Source organism: Enterococcus avium (assembly GCF_002891025.1).
In the GTDB taxonomy this organism is placed as follows: Bacteria; Bacillota; Bacilli; order Lactobacillales; family Enterococcaceae; genus Enterococcus_A; species Enterococcus_A avium.
This window is the reverse complement of the sequence record NZ_NBSL01000003.1, coordinates 944,982-963,475: the sequence shown is the minus strand read 5'-3', so window position 1 is coordinate 963,475 and position 18,494 is coordinate 944,982. Positions and strand designations below refer to the sequence as shown.

17 protein-coding genes are annotated in these 18,494 nt (G+C 37.8%); 14 read left to right on the top strand and 3 right to left on the bottom strand.

From position 1 onward, the window contains the following. Window positions 1-6: 6 nt before the first annotated feature. The 4 genes from AUF14_RS20195 (at window position 7) to AUF14_RS20180 (ending at window position 3,982) form a co-directional block, all read left to right on the top strand. Window positions 7-1,032, top strand: a complete 1,026-nt coding sequence (locus AUF14_RS20195) for a peptidylprolyl isomerase (RefSeq protein WP_102866587.1) — start codon at window positions 7-9, stop codon at window positions 1,030-1,032. 280 nt (window positions 1,033-1,312) lie between these two features. After that, window positions 1,313-1,744 carry a DUF6323 family protein gene (locus AUF14_RS20190; RefSeq protein ID WP_102866586.1) on the top strand — a complete coding sequence of 144 codons (432 nt, stop codon included), beginning with the start codon at window positions 1,313-1,315 and terminating at the stop codon, window positions 1,742-1,744. Beyond that, window positions 1,741-2,931: a DUF6179 domain-containing protein gene (locus tag AUF14_RS20185; RefSeq protein WP_102866585.1), complete on the top strand. Its 1,191-nt coding sequence runs from the start codon at window positions 1,741-1,743 to the stop codon at window positions 2,929-2,931. The genes AUF14_RS20190 and AUF14_RS20185 overlap by 4 nt, the downstream gene beginning before the upstream one ends. A 226-nt stretch (window positions 2,932-3,157) precedes the next feature. Further along, a complete protein-coding gene (locus AUF14_RS20180; protein ID WP_102866584.1) occupies window positions 3,158-3,982 on the top strand; it encodes a class F sortase in 825 nt (274 codons plus the stop codon). A gap of 47 nt (window positions 3,983-4,029) precedes the next feature. Here the strand turns inward: AUF14_RS20180 and AUF14_RS20175 are convergent, their stop codons facing one another. Beyond that, a complete protein-coding gene (locus AUF14_RS20175; protein ID WP_048718648.1) occupies window positions 4,030-5,583 on the bottom strand; it encodes a helix-turn-helix domain-containing protein in 1,554 nt (517 codons plus the stop codon). 122 nt (window positions 5,584-5,705) lie between these two features. On the opposite strand from AUF14_RS20175, the gene AUF14_RS20170 reads away from it, so the two are divergent. The 6 genes from AUF14_RS20170 (at window position 5,706) to AUF14_RS20145 (ending at window position 11,262) form a co-directional block, all read left to right on the top strand. Then, window positions 5,706-7,079, top strand: a complete 1,374-nt coding sequence (locus tag AUF14_RS20170; RefSeq protein ID WP_102866583.1) for a M24 family metallopeptidase — start codon at window positions 5,706-5,708, stop codon at window positions 7,077-7,079. A 147-nt stretch (window positions 7,080-7,226) separates the two neighbouring features. Then, window positions 7,227-8,060 (top strand): Rossmann-like and DUF2520 domain-containing protein, encoded by an 834-nt coding sequence (locus AUF14_RS20165; protein ID WP_102866582.1) that lies wholly within the window; start codon window positions 7,227-7,229, stop codon window positions 8,058-8,060. Next, window positions 8,057-8,899, top strand: coding sequence for a 3-methyl-2-oxobutanoate hydroxymethyltransferase (panB, locus tag AUF14_RS20160; protein ID WP_102866581.1), 843 nt, complete (start codon window positions 8,057-8,059; stop codon window positions 8,897-8,899). Before AUF14_RS20165 ends, panB begins: the two co-directional genes overlap by 4 nt. Continuing rightward, a complete protein-coding gene (gene panC / locus AUF14_RS20155) occupies window positions 8,896-9,741 on the top strand; it encodes a pantoate--beta-alanine ligase (RefSeq protein ID WP_102866580.1) in 846 nt (281 codons plus the stop codon). The genes panB and panC overlap by 4 nt, the downstream gene beginning before the upstream one ends. A gap of 158 nt (window positions 9,742-9,899) precedes the next feature. After that, window positions 9,900-10,793 (top strand): helix-turn-helix transcriptional regulator, encoded by an 894-nt coding sequence (locus AUF14_RS20150; RefSeq protein WP_102866579.1) that lies wholly within the window; start codon window positions 9,900-9,902, stop codon window positions 10,791-10,793. A gap of 52 nt (window positions 10,794-10,845) precedes the next feature. Next, the gene (locus AUF14_RS20145; RefSeq protein ID WP_102866578.1) at window positions 10,846-11,262 is read left to right on the top strand and encodes a DUF3788 family protein; all 417 of its coding nucleotides are present in this window, start codon (window positions 10,846-10,848) and stop codon (window positions 11,260-11,262) included. A 129-nt stretch (window positions 11,263-11,391) separates the two neighbouring features. Here AUF14_RS20145 and AUF14_RS20140 read toward each other — a convergent pair whose 3' ends face one another. After that, entirely contained in the window at window positions 11,392-11,835 is a 444-nt protein-coding gene (locus tag AUF14_RS20140; protein ID WP_102866577.1) for an Lrp/AsnC family transcriptional regulator, read from the bottom strand. A gap of 205 nt (window positions 11,836-12,040) precedes the next feature. Here AUF14_RS20140 and AUF14_RS20135 point away from each other — a divergent pair, with 205 nt between their 5' ends. From AUF14_RS20135 to ald, 3 genes are read left to right on the top strand one after another with little or no spacing between them, the layout of a single operon-like run. Continuing rightward, a complete protein-coding gene (locus AUF14_RS20135; RefSeq protein ID WP_102866576.1) occupies window positions 12,041-13,225 on the top strand; it encodes an MFS transporter in 1,185 nt (394 codons plus the stop codon). A gap of 11 nt (window positions 13,226-13,236) precedes the next feature. After that, window positions 13,237-14,508 (top strand): kynureninase, encoded by a 1,272-nt coding sequence (kynU, locus tag AUF14_RS20130; protein WP_102866575.1) that lies wholly within the window; start codon window positions 13,237-13,239, stop codon window positions 14,506-14,508. A 19-nt stretch (window positions 14,509-14,527) separates the two neighbouring features. Beyond that, window positions 14,528-15,646, top strand: a complete 1,119-nt coding sequence (ald, locus tag AUF14_RS20125; protein ID WP_048719250.1) for an alanine dehydrogenase — start codon at window positions 14,528-14,530, stop codon at window positions 15,644-15,646. A 72-nt stretch (window positions 15,647-15,718) separates the two neighbouring features. Here ald and AUF14_RS20120 read toward each other — a convergent pair whose 3' ends face one another. Next, window positions 15,719-16,657 (bottom strand): helix-turn-helix transcriptional regulator, encoded by a 939-nt coding sequence (locus AUF14_RS20120; protein ID WP_102866574.1) that lies wholly within the window; start codon window positions 16,655-16,657, stop codon window positions 15,719-15,721. Between the two features lie 79 nt (window positions 16,658-16,736). Between AUF14_RS20120 and AUF14_RS20115 the strand changes: the two genes are divergently transcribed. Continuing rightward, window positions 16,737-17,354 carry a Type 1 glutamine amidotransferase-like domain-containing protein gene (locus AUF14_RS20115; RefSeq protein ID WP_102866573.1) on the top strand — a complete coding sequence of 206 codons (618 nt, stop codon included), beginning with the start codon at window positions 16,737-16,739 and terminating at the stop codon, window positions 17,352-17,354. The last annotated feature ends 1,140 nt before the right edge of the window (window positions 17,355-18,494 follow it).

The following is an 18,494-nucleotide window of genomic DNA, read 5'->3' as shown; positions in this document are numbered from 1 at the left end:
CACGACATGAAAAAAAGGAAAATTATTTTAGCTGCTAGTGTTCTCGGTAAAAAGAAATTGATTAATGAAACCGTCACTAAGCAATTGATTCCTCGGCATTGGGATGAAGCAGAGATCAATGAACGATTGCAGGATTTTACTCAGATTTTAGCTGACGGGAATGAGGAGGAGATTGCCTCATTTGTATTAGGCAAGTCGATAAAACCATTCAAATCATTGAAGAAGCAAGAATTAACCTTTTTAACGGCACATTTTTTGAGTATGTACAAAGTAAAAGGAAACAGCAGCAATAATTTACGCGGTTTAGTCTCTTATCGTGTGGCAACACCGAAAAAGGAATATACTTATCTGATCAAAGTAGCGCGACTTGGTGTTGAAAAACTAGATTGGTATATTCAAAAAGTAGTAGAGCAAGATCACGGCATTAACTATCCGAATCAATATTTACTTCAGCTGACCTCTCCACGCCCTAATGAAGAGCTTTGTCTGATTGAAACTGATGCAGGAACCATTACGATGAGAGTCTTTCAGCAGGATGCGCCAAAAGCGGTTAAGAATTGGCGTGGGCTGGCTAAGCAAGGATTCTATGATGGGACACCCTTTGCTCGGGTAATCAAGGATTTTGTGATCCAAGGCGGAGCATTAGATGGTTCTGGAGACGAAGCAACATCGATTTTTGGCGGTTATTTCGAAGATGAGGTGGATGAAGGGCTGTATCATTTTGACGGAGCCGTTTGTCTGGGGAATCATGGACCCAATACCAACGGGAATCAGTTCTATATCGTGGAACGAAATCATATCGACAACGACCAGTTATACCGTATGAATCTCCCTCACAAAGTGCGCTCTCACTACGAAGCGGTGGGAGGAATTCCAGAGCTAGATGGACGCTACACAGTCTTTGGACAGGTTATTGAGGGGATGTCGGTGGTACGCGAGATTGCTAGTCAAGAAACAGACGATAATGATGCGCCGTTAAATCCGATCAAGATTCAAAGAATTACGTTTAAGCGAATACGAAAGATCAAATAAAGTCGTTTGGCAATTTTTAATACTAAGATTTTGAATAAGCAAACAGAACCAGTAATGGCAACTAAATTGTCCTCGCTGGTTCTGTTTGTGTGATTGATGTAAAGTTATTTTATCCAAATGGAAATAGAGAGTATAGCTAGAAAAGTAAACAAAAAAAGTTAAGGAAGGCTTAAATCCGTCTTCTTAACTGTCTTTATAATACCACATTTTCGACTCTTTTTCAAGATTGTCTTTTTTGCTAGTCTGTGTTATTAGGACTATGAAAGGGGTGAACAAATGAATGTCCAACTTTGATGTTTCGTTATTTAACCAATTCCTATCAGAGCAAAAGGAAGAACCGCGAATAACCATCAATCAAGTGCTTCAAGTCAATCACAAAAGCTTTCAATTATCGGTGGCGGATTTTAGGGAAATCGCTGAGGAACGCAAACAGCATTTTAAGAATTATCACTTACTTGATTTCAGTTGGGAGAATTCTCAGACGGTTGCATATTTCTTAGCAAAGGAGCCATTTTCATACAAAAGTGATTACTTAGAGCATTTCTCTATTTGCCAGGAACTCTTTTATTATTTGCGGGCCTACCATTCTGGATCAATAACAGATCAAGAAATACTTGAAGAGATCGAACGCCGCTATCAAAAATATCAAGGAGATATAGAAGCACTTCAAGGTTCATTTGAAGACTTTCCGGAATTGGAGGAAGAGGAATGAGGAACGAACTTTTAGATCCAGCTTTTTATCCATTTTTCATGAAGAAATTGCAGGAACGGTTAAGCGGTTCAAGCGTTATGCCAATTGATCAAGCAGAAAGAATCCAACAGTCCCTTGAGTTTGTTCTAAAAAATGGCGGAGAGGGAACTTTGCCGGAGCGCTTCGAACAAGGAAAGCAACAATTGAAGCAACGCTTAGAGAAATTACAACAGCTCTATGAGAAAATCCTTACAAGTTATCAAAGCTTTGGAATTGAATCTCTTGAGGAAAGCTTACGAGAAATTGGCAGCTTTTTTACAGATTATGATATTGATTACGGAGCAGCTGAGGTCGATCAAGCCTTTCTTGACTACCAACTTGCTGAAGCTGTTCCGGCTAACTTTGTCGGTCTTGATTTTTATGAGCGCTACCTACAAAATTTAGCAGCGGAAGTAGTCTTTATTGCAAATATTCCAGAGAATCAAATTTACGAACTGTTAGAGACATATCAGGAGAAGTTAGGATTTGATTATCGCAAAGATGTGAACAATCTGTTTGAGATTGTCTTCAGGCAGGTTATAGGTAAATTGTTAATTGGAAAAAAGGAAAATGACCGTTTACTGCTAAATCCATTCGAAGCACAATATGCTCTGAATCAGCTTCAAGAAAAAAACCATCATCAAGAACTGAATCAATTGTTTGAATTGAATGAATATTATTATCGCATTTTTGAACAATTAAGAGGAATTAGTCAACGCTTAGAAGAGCCTGAGAAGGCATTTGACTTCTTTCTCACCATTACTCCTAAGAAGAAGGAGCTAGAATTGACTCCCACCATGACATCTAGTCGTTTCAATCAATTGCTAGAAGCCTACTCTGCAGCTGACCAGCAGGAAAAAATACGACTAATTTCGAAGAATATTTCTGCTCCAGCAGATTTTGAAGAACTTCTAGATTTCACTTCAGAAAAATCCGGTTTTTACAAAAATCTTTTAAAAGAGCTAAATAAAAATTTTATAAAGGCTTTAATTTTATATGAAATGAAAAAGAATGGCTTTGAGGAATTTCATCAAATCATTTATACATCAAGGGATACAGCGATTTCAAATCTTTTAAAAGATTATTTAAAAACCTATACAAAAGAAGAACGTTTAGCGCTTTTTGCTTCTATAAAAGACTATCAACTAACCCATTATGACTTTTCATAAATCAAGAAGGAAGCTTTTAGGTCATTCTGCAAAATATGCTCGACCAGTTTTGTTTTCAGAAAAGAAAGTTATGAAACAACTATTTAAAGGGGAGTACCTCACGATCTTTTCGGAGTATAAATAATAATATTCGTTATTTCACGAGCACCATTACAGTGATAGGGGCTGTTTTTCCGTTAATTTGTAAGCAAATAGCAGAGAGCTTTTTGCTTAGGAGGAAACAGAAATGAGTACCTATTTTAAATTTATTATTATCGCTGCACTTTTTCTAACAAACGGCGCAGCATCTGTATTGGGTGAATCAGAAAATAGTTCATCCGCCACAAGGGATCAAGAAATTGTAGAACAGTCTACCAGTCAGGAAGAAACTAAATCAGCACCTTCAACAACTAAAGACAGTGGAGACTCAATTGAATCAAATGAGAATAGCAGCCAGATAACCACTCAAAGCAGTAGTGTGAATCCAGCAGCTGCGGCCAAATCTGAAACGTCTAACACAGACGCACTTCCTGCAGAATCAGAAGCTGAGACAGCAAAAACAAATACTCGACCCTCACCAACAGTGAATGAAGCTGAGCCTAATAACAGTGCGGCACCGGAGTCCACCTCACCAAACGCGGCAGTGCCGCAATCAACAACAATGCAGGCGGATCAATTGGAGATTGCTGGGCAATTGATAACTTATTTGAATGCGGGACAGGGAAACGGACAAGCCATAATTGATGCCAATCCCAATCTAGTCGCAACCTGGGGCGGTGCTTCTGTTCAGTCAGGAGACGATGGCGCGAATACACATTTTATTGGACATAATCCTGGCATTTTCAATGTGCTGTTCTCAGTAGGCGTCGGGGAAACGATCAGTGTCTCAGATGGAGCGAATAATGTATCGACATACACTGTTTCTCAAATCGTTACGGTGGATGATTCTGGAATGGCGGAGGACGGAACAGATTATTGGGAGCAAATCACAAGCTCTGGTGGCGGAGAGCGCATCAGCTTGCAGACGTGTATTAATGATGATTACAATTTAATCGTCTTTGCCAACAAATAAAAAATCGTCACCCTCTAAAGATTCGTCAATAGGAGGTGGCGATTTTTTTATTTGTTCATCAATTGCTGAGAGAAATACAGCTCTTTGGCGGTTTTCGTTTTAATATTGCCGAGGGCTTTCAAATGTTTGCGCGCTTCGCTTTTTTGATGGGCAACAATAAAGTTCAAAAGATTTTCTCGGTCAGAAGCGGAGAAGAAATTGTTAACAATCAAAACATTGTCATTTTCATATCCTTTAATTGGATTATTACTTAAAACGATATCGTAGGTGGAAAAGTCCTCAAAATCGTCTGCTCCAACCGAAATGACCGGCTCATTAAACGTATCAACGATGGTCCAATTACTATAATTAGCCACTAAGAAATCTCGCAGCATTTCTGCATGTTTGCGTCCCAAGTCACTCACTACATGAATAGTTACCTTTCGTCTCAGTTTTTCTAAATGGATTGGCAACTGTGACCATTCTTTCATCATCAAGAAAAAGATATTGTTTATCCGAATATCCGTCCATAATTCAGGTGATTTTTTTTCAATATCCTGTAGATGTATCTTCACAAGTGTCGAGAAGATTGGATAGACTAGTTGGACCTCACGAGCAAATTTTTTATATTTGTCATACAACATAATTTGACGGTAAGGATAGAAATTATATTCTACATACCAGGACATCATTTGCTGCATAATTTTCCGTTTATCCTCTTGATTCAATGGAAAATCGATTCCCTCTGACACGTTTTTCAAAAACGTATCAATTTTACTGTTGATCCGAACAATTTGCTCTGGATTGTCCCAATTGTAAAATTCATGGAAAACGGTTCGACTGACTTCTTTGTACCATTTTTGGGGCAGGGTGAAATCCTTATCCGCCAATAAATGTTCGGCAAAGGGCCGGCTGAAATCTAAAACCTTGTCAATCGTATCATCTTCTTCAGCATAAACATTCTCAGGTAAATAAAAGCCTTGCTGCATTCGATTTAAGGTCACCATAAATAAATAAGCCGCCTCCTGAATCTCTCGATCATCTAGAGAAACGTCAAAATCGGTGGAGGTGCGCATAATAAAACAAGTGGTTTCTTCATGATCCAAGGTAAAAGGCCATTGATTGGCACCATAGGCTTCAGAAAAATATTGCTGATAAAAGAAGCGAACCCAGCGTTCATCAGGTCCAACAATTCGAAAAGGGGAGCGTTCGAGCTGAAGTCCGCGTCGCTTCAAAAAATCCTCTAAAGCGTTGACCATCCGATAAAAGGAAGCCTCACTCATAAACAATTCGTTGATCCAATAATCCGCATCCTGATTTGATTCATACAGCATTTTTTCAACAAATTGAAATTCGTTTGATTCACTATATATCAATCCGTAGACATTCCCCATCTTATTAGAGGTTATATTGTTCAGGCGCACTCCTTGAAATTTCGAGTATTCAATATAGATGTAATCCCCCCAAAATTCATTGATATAATCAATATCTGATAATAATGTTTTCGCTGAACAATCAATTTTGCGTGCCGCCTCTTTGACGTCACACCAAGAAGGTAGCTGATCCAAAAATTCAACGAATTGAATTCGGCGGTAAGTAGAGGAGTTAAGTAACTGTTTCATATTGACTCCTTTCAAAAAAAATTATTTATAATTATAAGTTTACCGATTTTCTTAAAAAAAAGCGAGTATTTTCAAACTAATTGTTATGGTATGATTAAAAAAAACGAAGGAGTCAGATAATCGTGATCAAATTAGAAAAAATTAGTCCTCCAAAATTAGATAAAAATATTCAACCAGTCCAACTTACTGATACAACGATGGCGACGCGTAAAGCTGAGCTATTAACAAAAATGCAGAAAGAAAATTACGATGCAGTTGTAATCTACGCCGATTTAGAACATGGCGGCAATTTTGAATATTTTACTGGTTTTGTGCCGCGCTTTGAAGAGGCGTTGCTGGTCATACATCAATGCGGGGAAGCCTATCTGGTATTAGGAAATGAGAATCTCAACAAAGTACCCTTTGCTCGCATCAAGGCGAAGGGTATTCATATGCCGCATTTTTCATTGCCAAATCAGCCAATGGAAACGACGTTGACTGTACCGGAAATTTTGAAGCAAACAAAGCTTGAACAAGCAGACAGAATTGGACTGATTGGCTGGAAGAACTTTACTAGCCAACATGAAGACAATGCGTTGATATATGACTTACCTTATTTTTTAATTGAAGGACTAAAACAAGCTGCACCAACCGCGGCCTTTAATAATGCGACCTACCTATTGATTGGCGAAAACGGCTTACGCACTACCAACAACGCCAATGAAATCGCCCATTATGAATTTGGTGCTATGAACGCTGGAAACTGTATCTTGAGTGCGATGGATCAGTTGGAAATTGGAAAAAGCGAGATGGACATTGGTGCCTATTTAAATGACCTTGGACAAAGACCTAGTGTTGTATCCATCATGGCAACTGGGGCTCGTTTTGAAAAAGCCAATCTTTATCCGACAGCTAAGAAAATCCAGCTAGGTGATCGGATTTCTATGACAACTGGCTATAAAGGCGGCCTGCAAAGCCGCGGCGGATATGCCGTTCACTCAAGTGACGAATTGCCTGAAGCTGAGAAGGATTATCTAGATCGTATCGCAAAACCTTATTTCAATACCGTTAAGACCTGGCTTGAGACAATCGCCATAGACCTCGAGGGTGCTGTATTATATGATAAGATTGAAGAAGTTTTACCAAAAGCTCAATATGGCTGGCATTTGAATCCGGGACATCTTTGTGCCGATGAAGAATGGTTGGCATCACCTGTCTATCCAGCCTCAAAAGAAAAGCTTCAAAGCGGGATGATCCTCCAATTCGACATCATTCCTTCGGTTCCCGGATATTCCGGCGCCAGCTGTGAAGGCGGTGTTGTACTGGCAGATGAAGAATTACGAGCTGCTATTCAAAGAGAATATCCAGAAATGTGGGCACGGATGCAGGAACGACGTAAGTATTTAATAGAAGAAATCGGCATCGTATTAAGTGAAGAAGTCTTGCCAATGAGTAATGCAGCCGCGTACTATCGTCCATTCTTTTTAAATAAGGAATCAGCATTGACGGCGAAGTAAGGAAATTGAAGCAAAACACTCAAAGAATTTTTTCTTTGGGTGTTTTTTCTGCGTTTCAAAAAAAGGAATCCTATGTAAAGAAGAAAAATTTCATTTCGATTGTGCTATACTTTTTCTATTAATTTGAATAAAAAAGGAGAAATGCAGATGCGAATTGGCTTTATCGGAGCTGGAAAAGTCGGAACAACTATGGCACGCTACTTCGCTAGTAAAAAGTACACGATTTCAGGGTTTTACAGCCGCAGCTTTAAGCATGCGACTGCTAGTGCTAGTCAAATCAATAGTCAGGCCTTTAATCGTTTAGCAGAATGTATCGAAGCAAGTGATTGGCTATTCTTGACTGTACCGGATGATCAAATCGCTGTGGTATGGCAAGAAGTAGAGCCGCTAATTTCTGAGGGACAATGCGTTTTTCATTGCAGCGGTGCAAAAAGTTCGGCGGTTTTTGTAACAAAGAAAGAGATTGCTTGTTTTTCTCTACATCCGCTGATGGCTTTTGCTGACAAAGAAATACCTGCAAGTCAATTAGCTGAAGTCCCTTTTACTTTGGAGGGCTCAAAGAATTTAGCCGAAGTTCAACAGCTTTTAACAAATTTAGGAAATCCAATCGCAACCATCGCCCCAGAGGAAAAGATTCGTTATCACGCGGCATGTGTGTTTGTCAGTAATCTAGTCGTAGGCCTGACAGCGACAGCAGAGGAACTACTGTTAGATTGCGGATTATCCAAAGAATTTGCACAAACAGCTTGGCGGCAGCTATTTTTACAAAATGCACAAAATCTACTAGCCATGAGTCCCAGTGAGGCTTTGACCGGTCCAGTTGAACGAAATGATCTTTCCACTGTCACTGATCACTTGGCCGCCTTGCCTCCAGAAGCAACTGGGATTTATCGCGAGCTGACTAAGAAATTGATTCAAATCGCGACTCTGAAGCATCCGGAGCGCGAGTATCAACAAATGGAAAGGGAGTTAAACCAGTGAAAAATACCGTCTTAACGATGCAGAAGCAAAAAGAGCAGGGTGAAAAAATTAGTATGCTGACCGCCTATGATTATTCCACCGCTAAATTGATGGATCAAGCAGGTATCAATTCTCTCTTGGTGGGAGATTCATTAGGAATGGTTATGCTAGGGTATGAAGATACCTTGTCCGTAACGATGGAGGACATGATTCACCATTCTCGTGCAGTAGCCAACGGCGCACAAAATGCGTTGGTAGTAACGGATCTGCCGTTTATGTCTTATCATATATCAATCCCAGATGCCGTAGCGAATGCCGGACGCCTAATCAAAGAAGGTCACGCAGCCGCAGTCAAGCTAGAAGGCGGTGAAGCCTTTAGTGAAACGATTCAAGCCATCACTCGCGCCTCAATTCCAGTAATGGGACACATTGGTTTAACCCCGCAGTCGATTCATGCTTTCGGCGGGTTTAAGGTTCAAGGAAAAACGATTGAAGCCGCACAAAAAATCTTGCAGGATGCCTTAGCAGTAGAAAAAGCAGGTGCGTTCGCCATTGTTTTAGAAGCAATCCCCGCTGACTTGGCGGCACTGATCACCAAGAAATTGACAATTCCTACAATTGGAATTGGTGCGGGTAATCAGACAGATGGGCAAGTATTGGTCTATCAGGATATGTTAGGTATGTACGGCGAGATGCAACCAAAATTTGTGAAACGCTATGCCGATTTAGGCGCAGAAATGAATTCTGCCATTCAACACTATAAAACAGAAATTCAGCAGGAGCAATTCCCAGCCGCAGAGCATACTTTTAGTATCGCACCGGAAATCATCGCAGCATTGGAGAAAGGAATAAAACATTGAAAACCGTTGAAACGATTGAAGAAGTCAGAAATCAGGTGAAGGCCTGGCGACAGGCGGGACAATCAATTGGATTTGTGCCTACCATGGGTGCACTCCACGAAGGCCATCGCAGTCTGATGGAAAAGGCCAAACAAGACAATGATCATGTCATCGTCAGTATTTTTGTCAACCCCACTCAATTCTCGCCAAATGAAGATTTAGCCAGCTATCCTCGGAAGCTTCAAGCAGATCAAGCATTATGCAGCGCGGCGGGAGTCGCTTTGATCTTTCATCCTGAAGTGGAAGAAATGTATCCGGCTGGATTTAACACCTATGTGGAAGCCTTTGGTGTGACTGAAGTATTAGAAGGCGCAAGTCGACCAGCTCATTTTCGTGGAGTTACGACGGTCGTTTTAAAATTAATACAGATCACTCAACCCGATCGCGTATACTTTGGTCAAAAAGATGCGCAGCAAGTTGCTGTTGTCCAACAAATGACTCGTGATTTGAATATTCCCGTTGACATCATCGCCTGTCCAATCATTCGTGAAGCGGATGGTCTAGCCAAAAGCTCTCGGAACAGCTATCTGAATCCAGCAGAGCGCCAAGCAGCTTTAGTATTGAGTCGCGCGTTGAAACTGGCACAAGAGCAGCTTGCAGCAGGCGTACGAAATTCTCAAGCTTTGATTCAAGCAATGACTGCCGAAATTGCATCTGAACCTTTAGCAAAAATTGATTACATTGAGATTGTCAATCAAGAAACATTGCAGAAAGTTGATACAATTGACTCAGCAATACTAGTGCCCATCGCTGTTTACATTGGTAAAACGCGTTTGATCGACAATTTTTATTGGGAAGAATAAAAAAGAAGAAGCCACTTCTGTAACACCGTTTGTTCGGAAATAGGAGCTGTGACAGAACCTTTGTCACAGCTCCTTTGCATCCATCTGTTTTATTAAGAAACAGACTTTCCCTGTTCAACGCCTCATGATATGCTAGTTTGTGAAGGGGAGGGCAGCAAATGATCGAAAGCAGATTGTTACAGATTCTTTTTATTTTAATGGAAAAAGGCTCCGTCACCGCACCAGATTTGGCAGAAAGATTTGAAGTGTCCGCTCGAACGATTTATCGCGACATTGATGCGTTGAGTGCTGCCGGCATCCCAGTCTATGCAGTCCGAGGAAAAGGTGGCGGAATCTTTATTCAAGAGAATTATGTCCTAAATAAAGCTGTATTTTCTGATGAAGAACAACAGCAAATTCTGATCGCGCTTCAAAACTTGAATCTCGCAAATGGAACGTTGGACAATTCTCTTATTTCAAAACTCAGCACCATGTTTAAAAAAGAAACACTTGATTGGTTAGAGATTGACTTCTCTGATTGGACTGGATTACGAAATGAATTATTCGATCAATTACGACAGGCGATTTTTTCAAGAAATGTTATCCAAATAGATTATCTAAGCACTAAGGGACAATTCACCGCTCGTAAATTAGAACCCTTAAAACTAGTCTTTCGTAATAAGGCTTGGTACCTTTATGCTTTTTGCCATCTTAGAGCAGATTATCGATTATTTAAAATGGCCCGCATGCGAGATGTCGAGATTTTATCTGAATCCTTCAGCCGAGAAACACCAAAAAAAATCTTCTCAGAAAAGCCAACAATACCAGAAAAGCAGGTTGAATTGACGCTGCTGTTCGATTGTGCTGCAGCATATCGCGTGCAGGAGGAATTTAAGGATGTTCGTCAAAATAAAGATGACCGTTTGATTGCTGTTGTGACGCTTCCAGATGATGTGACAACAATTAATTACTTATTTTCTTTTGGTGATCAATTAGAAATTCTTGAACCTCCGGCTTTTCGTCAAAAGATGGCAAGGCATATTGAAAATCTCAGAAAAAAATATAAAACTTGACATCTTATTACAAGTTTTACTTGATAAACTGAGGAAAAAGGAGGCGTTTTAGATGAAACCCATTTTAAAAGACTCATCAGAATTTCCAACTATAGAAAATTTAGCAAAGCATCTTTCCCCAGAGGATCTGAAGCTTTACCAACAGCTTTTAGAAGAACTCCATAAGCAATCCTATCAAGAGGACTGGAACTACTATAAAGATGGGCACAACTGGTTAAGTAAAATACTTTTCAAAAAGAAAAATCTAGGCTGGATCTCGGTATGGGAGACTGGTCTCAAAGTGAGTGTTTTTTTCAGTGAACGAATTTGGCCGCAGCTCGTAGCCAATGAACTCTTCAGCAAACTTGAAGCTAACGGCGCAGAGATTGATAAAACAGGCAAACTAAATGCTGTTTTGATTCCAATTAAAGATGAGACGAGTTTAATGATCGCTGTAAAAACAGTGAATTTCAAGAAAAATATAAAATAGAAAATGGAAAGAGACAAGAGAGTCGTATTAATGACTATTTTTGTCTCTTTTTTTGCTAATTGCAGAATATCGAAAAGCTCCCCCTATTCATGACGGAATCGCTTATGTCATAAATAGGGAGAACTTTTTTTATAAAAGATCAATTAATTTTTTACCAGTAGTTTCTTCCAAAATAATCGATGTTGATACCTTGCCATAAGACATCAGTGCTGCCAATAATTTTTCCACTTCAGCAATGGTCTGAGCGCGTCCTTGCATGATATAGTTCTCTTCTCCCGTAACTGAATCGATCGATAAAGCAGGATTGAGCTGCCGTGCTCTTTTTATGAATTCATTGAAGTGGATCGTTAAATCACTAATTTTTATATAGAAGGGAATACTGAAACCTAATTTACTATAATCAATTTCAATTGTAAAATTCCGCAAAACCCCGATATCGACCATTTTTTCAATTCGTCGTTTGACACTTGGCTCAGACATCATCACAGTTTTTGAAAGATCTTTGATACGTATGCGGCTGTCTGCTGATAAGAGTTTCAAAATCTTTAAGTCAGTATCATCAATCGTATCCACAATCGCTTCCCCCTTTTTAGGTAAAAACAGCACTAATTTATTGAAATAATCATTTTATCAAAAAAATATATTACTATTTGTAGTTTAAACGAAAAAAAAGAGGAAATAAACTTTTTTTTATCATATTCAACGTGAAAAGCTTTTCGCTATAATAAGCACAAGGTTTGAAAGCGCTTTTAAATCCATAACTGGAAGGAGGAAACAAGTGAATAAATGGATGAAATTTTTCTTGCTTTATGCCGGAGGGACATTGATTGGAATGTCACAATTGAAGATAGCGCCTGTCATTACTCCTTTGTCTCAATACCTTCATACTTCGTTGACACAAATGTCTTTGTTGACCTCGGTTTTTACGATTTCAGGTATCTTTATAGCGATTCCAGGTGGAGCACTTGTTACTAAAATTGGTGCAAAGAATTTGTTATTGGTGATCATTGGATTGTTAGCTGTAGGAAATTTTTTAGGGACAATCGCTGGTTCATTTTCTTTACTTTTAGTAACTCGAATAATTGAAGGGGTCTCATTTTCGACGATTGTAATGACAGCTGTGGTCTTAATCAGCTATTGGTTTAAGGATAGCTCTCATTCTGGAACAGCGATTGGTATTTTTACGACCTTTCCAGCTTTGGCATCGTTAATTTCAATGAATTTGTTTTTACACTTGTCTGAAAGATTTGGGCACTTTGCAAGCTGGTATTTAATTGGCGGCTTGTCCTTGATTATGTGGATTCTATATTTCTTATTTTTGGATGCTCCAGTAGAGGATATCTCAACAATAGAAGCAAGGGAGGACTCACCGTTTAAGGCGGTGATAAAGAACAAGACGGTATGGATACTAGGAATTTTGCAAGGATGTATGTCTTTTGTTTTATATGCCTATATTGCATTATATCCAGTTTTATTTAGTGATTATTACTACCTTTCTCAAACAACAGCTAACTTTTACTCAGGATTATTTGGGTTGTTTGGGATTCCTTTTGGGATTGTGGCAGGTTTTTTACTGGATCGAGTAAAAAAATCAGGTGTCGTGATTTTGGTAGCTTTTACAACAATGATGTTGTCCTGTTTAGCCGCACCATTTTTAGAAGGAATAAGTGGATTAATAATAGCACAAGTCTTTTTCCTATCGGCAGCCGCAATGTTAGCTTCCTCTTCAATTACCATTTTAGTTCCTCGAGCCGCTGGAAAAGAACGCTTGATTGGCTATTCTATGAGTTTAGTCAATTTATTTTATTACACAGCAATCGTGATCGGAGCACCAATCATTTCTAAAATAATTGAGAACTTTTCTTGGAAAGCTGGATTATTGATTCTGACAGGCATCGCAGCTCTCGGTGTTGCTGGTTCAATTATCTATTTATTATCAACAAAAGAAACGCTTAAAAATTAGGAGGAAACAAAATGAATACAACGTTTCAAACAGGTTTAGCATATGCAAAAGAATTAGATATAAAAGATGAGCTCCACCAATATCGTGAAGATTTTTTTATTCAACCAGGAGAAATCTATATGGATGGAAACTCTTTAGGTATGGCTTCTAAAGCTGCCGTTACAAGTATTGAAAAGATGATTGAGCGCTGGAAAAAAGAAGGTGTTCAAGCTTGGAATGATTTATATATTTATGGCGAAAAAATCTCTGCTTTAATGGCACCATTGATTAATGCGAATCCGCAAGAGATCACCGTGACTGGTAGTACAACTTCTAATATTCATTCAGCATTGGCAACCTTTTATCATCCTACGAAAGATCGTTATAAAATTTTGGTCGATGATTTAAATTTCCCGACAGATCGTTATGCTGTTGATAGTATGGTCGAAATAAAAGGGTATTCAATTGAAGAAGCTGTTAAGGTTATTCGAAGTGCTGATGGTGAATTTATTGACGAAGATGCGGTAATTGAGGCAATGACAGATGATGTTGCCGTGATTTTATTGCCAACTGTTTTATATCGAAGTGCACAGATTATTGATATGAAGCGTTTGACAGAAGAAGCTCATAAACGTGGAATTATTATTGGCTTTGACTTATGTCACGCGATTGGCGCAATTGAAATTGATTTTAAAGAAATTCAACCAGATTTTGCTGTGTGGTGCACGTACAAGTATTTAAACGGAGGACTCGGGTCGACTGCCGGCTTGTATATCAATCAAAAGCATTTTGATAAAAAGCCGGGATTAGCGGGGTGGTTTGGCAATCGTAACGATACCCAATTTCAACTAAAGCATCAATTTGACCCACAACCTGATGCAAGTGGTTGGCAAATTGGTTCACCGGCAATTTTTTCAATGGCAGGTTTGGAAGGTTCTTTACAAATTTTCAATCAGCTAGGAATGAAGAAAATTAGAGCTAATTCTTTGAATAAAACTGCTTATCTAATGTTTTTAATCGATAAAGAGTTAGCTGATTACGGGTATTCATATGGAAATAGTACGGATGATAAAGTGCGTGGCGGGCATGTTTGTCTGCAACATGAAGAAGCTTATCGAATTGCGGCTGCCTTGAGAAATAATGGTGTTGTCCCAGATTTTCGTGAACCTAATGTGATTCGTCTAGCTCCAATTGCTTTATATACCTCTTATGAAGAAATCAATCTAGTTGTTCAAACATTGAAAAAAATTGTTGCTGAAAAGATCTATGAAGAGTACAGCAATACTCGTTCTTCTGTAGTATAAAAAAGAAGGAGGATAATTCATGATAATAGGTATTCCAAAAGAAATTAAAAACAATGAAAATCGAGTTGCTTTACCGCCATCTGGCGTATTTGGCTTAACAAATCTTGGACACAAAGTTTTGGTCGAAACAAAAGCGGGTCTAGGTTCTGCTATTACGGATGAAGAGTATGAAGAAGCTGGCGCTACAATCGTACCAGATGCGATGAGTGCTTGGGCTGCAGAAATGGTTTTGAAAGTTAAGGAGCCCTTGGCTGAAGAATACCGCTACTTTCGAAAAGACTTATTGTTATTTACTTATCTGCATTTAGCCGCAAATAAGCCGTTAACTAAAGCGTTATTGAAAGCAGGAGTACACTCAATTGCTTATGAGAATGTTCAGCCAGCCGATAACTCATTGCCATTACTTGCACCGATGAGTGAAATTGCTGGTCGTATGGCCGCACAAATAGGCGCAAATTTTTTGGAACGCGTTAACGGCGGACGCGGTGTATTACTTTCAGGTGTTCCAGGTGTTGCACGCGGGAATGTTGTTGTTATTGGTGGGGGAGTCGTTGGTATGAATGCTGCGAAAATCGCAGCTGGCCTTGGGGCAAATGTAACGATTATGGACGTAAGTGTTCCTCGTTTGAAGCAATTAGATCTAATTTTTGATGGAAATATCCAAACCTTAATGTCTAATAGCTACAATATTCAAGAAGTATTGAAAACAGCTGATTTAGTTATAGGTGCTGTTTTGATTCCTGGTCATAGAGCACCTACGCTAGTTTCAAAAGAAATGGTTTCAGGTATGCCATTTCATTCGGTGATTGTGGATGTAGCGATTGATCAAGGTGGGATTTTCGAAACAACGAATAAAGTAACAACCCATGACAATCCTACTTATATCAAAGAAAATGTAGTTCATTATGCTGTTGCAAACATGCCTGGTGCCGTTCCGCAAACCGCGACTTATGCATTGTCAAATGCAACAATGGAATACGTCAATTTATTAGCAAACAATGATTTGATAAGCTTACTAAAAGATAATTTGGCATTACGACGCGGCTTGAATACCTATAATGGCAAGTTGACAATTGAAGCAGTGGCAATTGATTTAGATTTACCTTATTTCCCTGTGAATACAGCATTAGAAGCTTAATCAAAATAATGCTTGGAAGAAGTATTTTAATGTAACTGAAAATCAAAGTGGTTTAAAAGCAGGTATCAAAGTCTATTCTTTGTACCTGCTTAATAGTTTTTCGATCAACATCATATATTCTTGTCTTAGTATTTTTGGTTCAAGTATTTCCACATGCTCGCCAAAACCAAGAAAATAATTGGTCAAAAAGGGTAGTTCGTTATTATTAAACTCTCCAAGAATAAAGCTATCGTTATCTGTGACTGTGAGTCTCATATTTGGAAACTTATTTTTTAAGAAATGTTCTTTTCCTTTATCAGATAGACGTACTTTAAAAGGAATGTTTCGATATTCCTTTTGTTGTGTGGCTATAATTTTAGCTATTTCTCCTTCAGAGAGAGGGCGTGGATAATCCAATTCTATTTCAATATCTTCTATGTAATCACAACGATAAGTTCTCATCTCTTTTTTTTCAATGTCTATGGCAATACAATACCAATAACCATCCATTAAAGTTAAGCGAATAGGCAAAATTCGTTTAACTTTTCGTGTATAACGAGTGTATAGAATTTTGATGGGTTCATTTTTCAAAATAGTGCTAAATAAATCTTCAAGATTTTTAGTGGGCTCAATTTGATAAATTCCCGCATATTGTACCGAATCAGTTGCTTGTGCTATTTTTTCTTGTTTCTCCACACTAAATGTATTTAATAATTTTTGCTGAATCGTAGAATAATTACTACCAAATGGCGAGCCAGATAACAAGTTTAAAAGTTGAAGAGAAAAAAACACACTAAAAATTTCTTTTTCCGTAAAATAAATTGGAGGTAATAATGAGGAGGGGAGAACTTTATACCCGCCATATCTTCCATTTTCAACATAAAATGGCACTCCTAATTGTTCTAATTCTGCTAGATCTCTTAATGCAGTACTTCTAGAAATCTGAAATTCTCGCATTAGATCAGTCAGATTAAATGCTTTATGGCTATTCACGAAAAAAAGTTCCCGTTGGATTCGTTCAGATTTATTCATAACATTGCCTCCATAGGTATCATAAAGTGACACCATTAGAATATATAATGAGTTTATCATGTTGTAAAGGAGTCTATCTATGAAAAAATTGTTTTTGTCATCGTCATTTAGTGAGGTTTCAGATGAATTATTACTACTAGAAAAAGATGTATATGGAAAAAGAGTTACTTTTATTCCCACAGCAAGTAATGTTGAAAAAATCAAATCTTATGTGACAGCTGGAAGAAAAGCCTTAGAGAAAATGGGGGCAATTGTAGATGTAGTAGACGTTTCTGTTGAGCCTCAAATCATTATTGAGCAAAAAATAAAGGAAAATGATTTTATTTATGTTACAGGGGGAAATAGTTTCTACTTAATGCAAGAACTAAAAAAATCCGGAGCAGATGCGATTATTAAAGAAGAAATAGAAAATGGCAAGCTTTATATTGGAGAATCTGCCGGTGCTATCATCTTGTCGAATTCTATTCACTATATCGAAAAAATGGATACACCGGATAAAGGACCCGACTTAAACTCTTATAATGGACTAGGTATTGTAGAGTTTTATTCTTTGCCTCATTATAATGAACCACCATTCAAAACTATTACTAAAGATATCAAAGAGAACTTTGCCAATAATTTGCTTCTTTGCTGTATAAATAATAAGCAAGCAATCTTAGTAAAAGGGACAAAAAGAAAAATAGTTACAAAAATATAAATACAATTTTGTAGTAGGAATCATTTTGACACTGTAACGTTCTTTTATTTCTTCGTAAAAAATAAAAATGTCGAACAATAATTCGTTATGGTGTAAGATACTTTATTCTTGATGGTATATTCTGATAAAAAAGATAAACTGGCTCATGATGTACTAGCCAGTTTATTTTTTATACTAACTATGACTATGGTACTGAAAGTTCCGACTGTGAAGAGAATAGGTTTTTATAGTTTGAGAATAATGTTAGTTTTTCTCAAACCATAAAAGAAGTAATAAAATAGAGCTCAATAAACCGGATATCTGGTTAAACCAAACTTAGCTGATTTTTTTTAATGTATTATCAAAATCGTTTTTCAGATTTCTATTTGAAGTAAATGCTGATAAGTTGAAGGAAGATTTTATTTGGATGTCATTGTCGATGAATTACAAGTAAGACTCAAGTGAATGATCAAAAACGAGCTGATTAAATGAGTTGTATGATCTGGTGTCTGCAAAATGATCATGATCGTCAGATGTCGAATGTGAGCAATTTTGAGATAAAAAGGTTGATAATGGTCCGCAATTGATCCTCAGAATCCTTTTTAAACGATAATGAATAGTCTAAGACACAATTAGTATGTTACGCATCTCAGTTATTAATAACTAATCGATTGCTGAAGATGCTGCAGGACAAGAAATCATGTTTTCGTAACAATATCTATTTTCCCGAAAGCATGATTTTTAAACTGTTAGAAATGGTAAAAAGCCATGTTTTCAGCGACTCAATTAATTTATTCAAGCAATTCAATTTGCAGCAAATTTATGGTTCAGACAGAAATATATCTCTATTTTTCCTGAAGTGCTATTGCATGCAAAGTTTGCTGATAGATCAATGATTGTCGAGCTTTTAACGATAATAACATCCCAATAACCAATAAATTAAATTGCATGAATGAATAATGATTTCGGTTTAATTTTTTCTTTTTTAGTATGTACTTCTCTTTCAACTTATCATAATATATCGTTATTTAAACACAGTTATAACAATCGTTATGTTTTATAGAAAGAACCATTTTTCAGTAATTCAACTATTTCATCATTCGTTCTCCCCTTTCTATTTTAGTGATATTTATGTTATTTAATAGTTGACAAATTGGTATA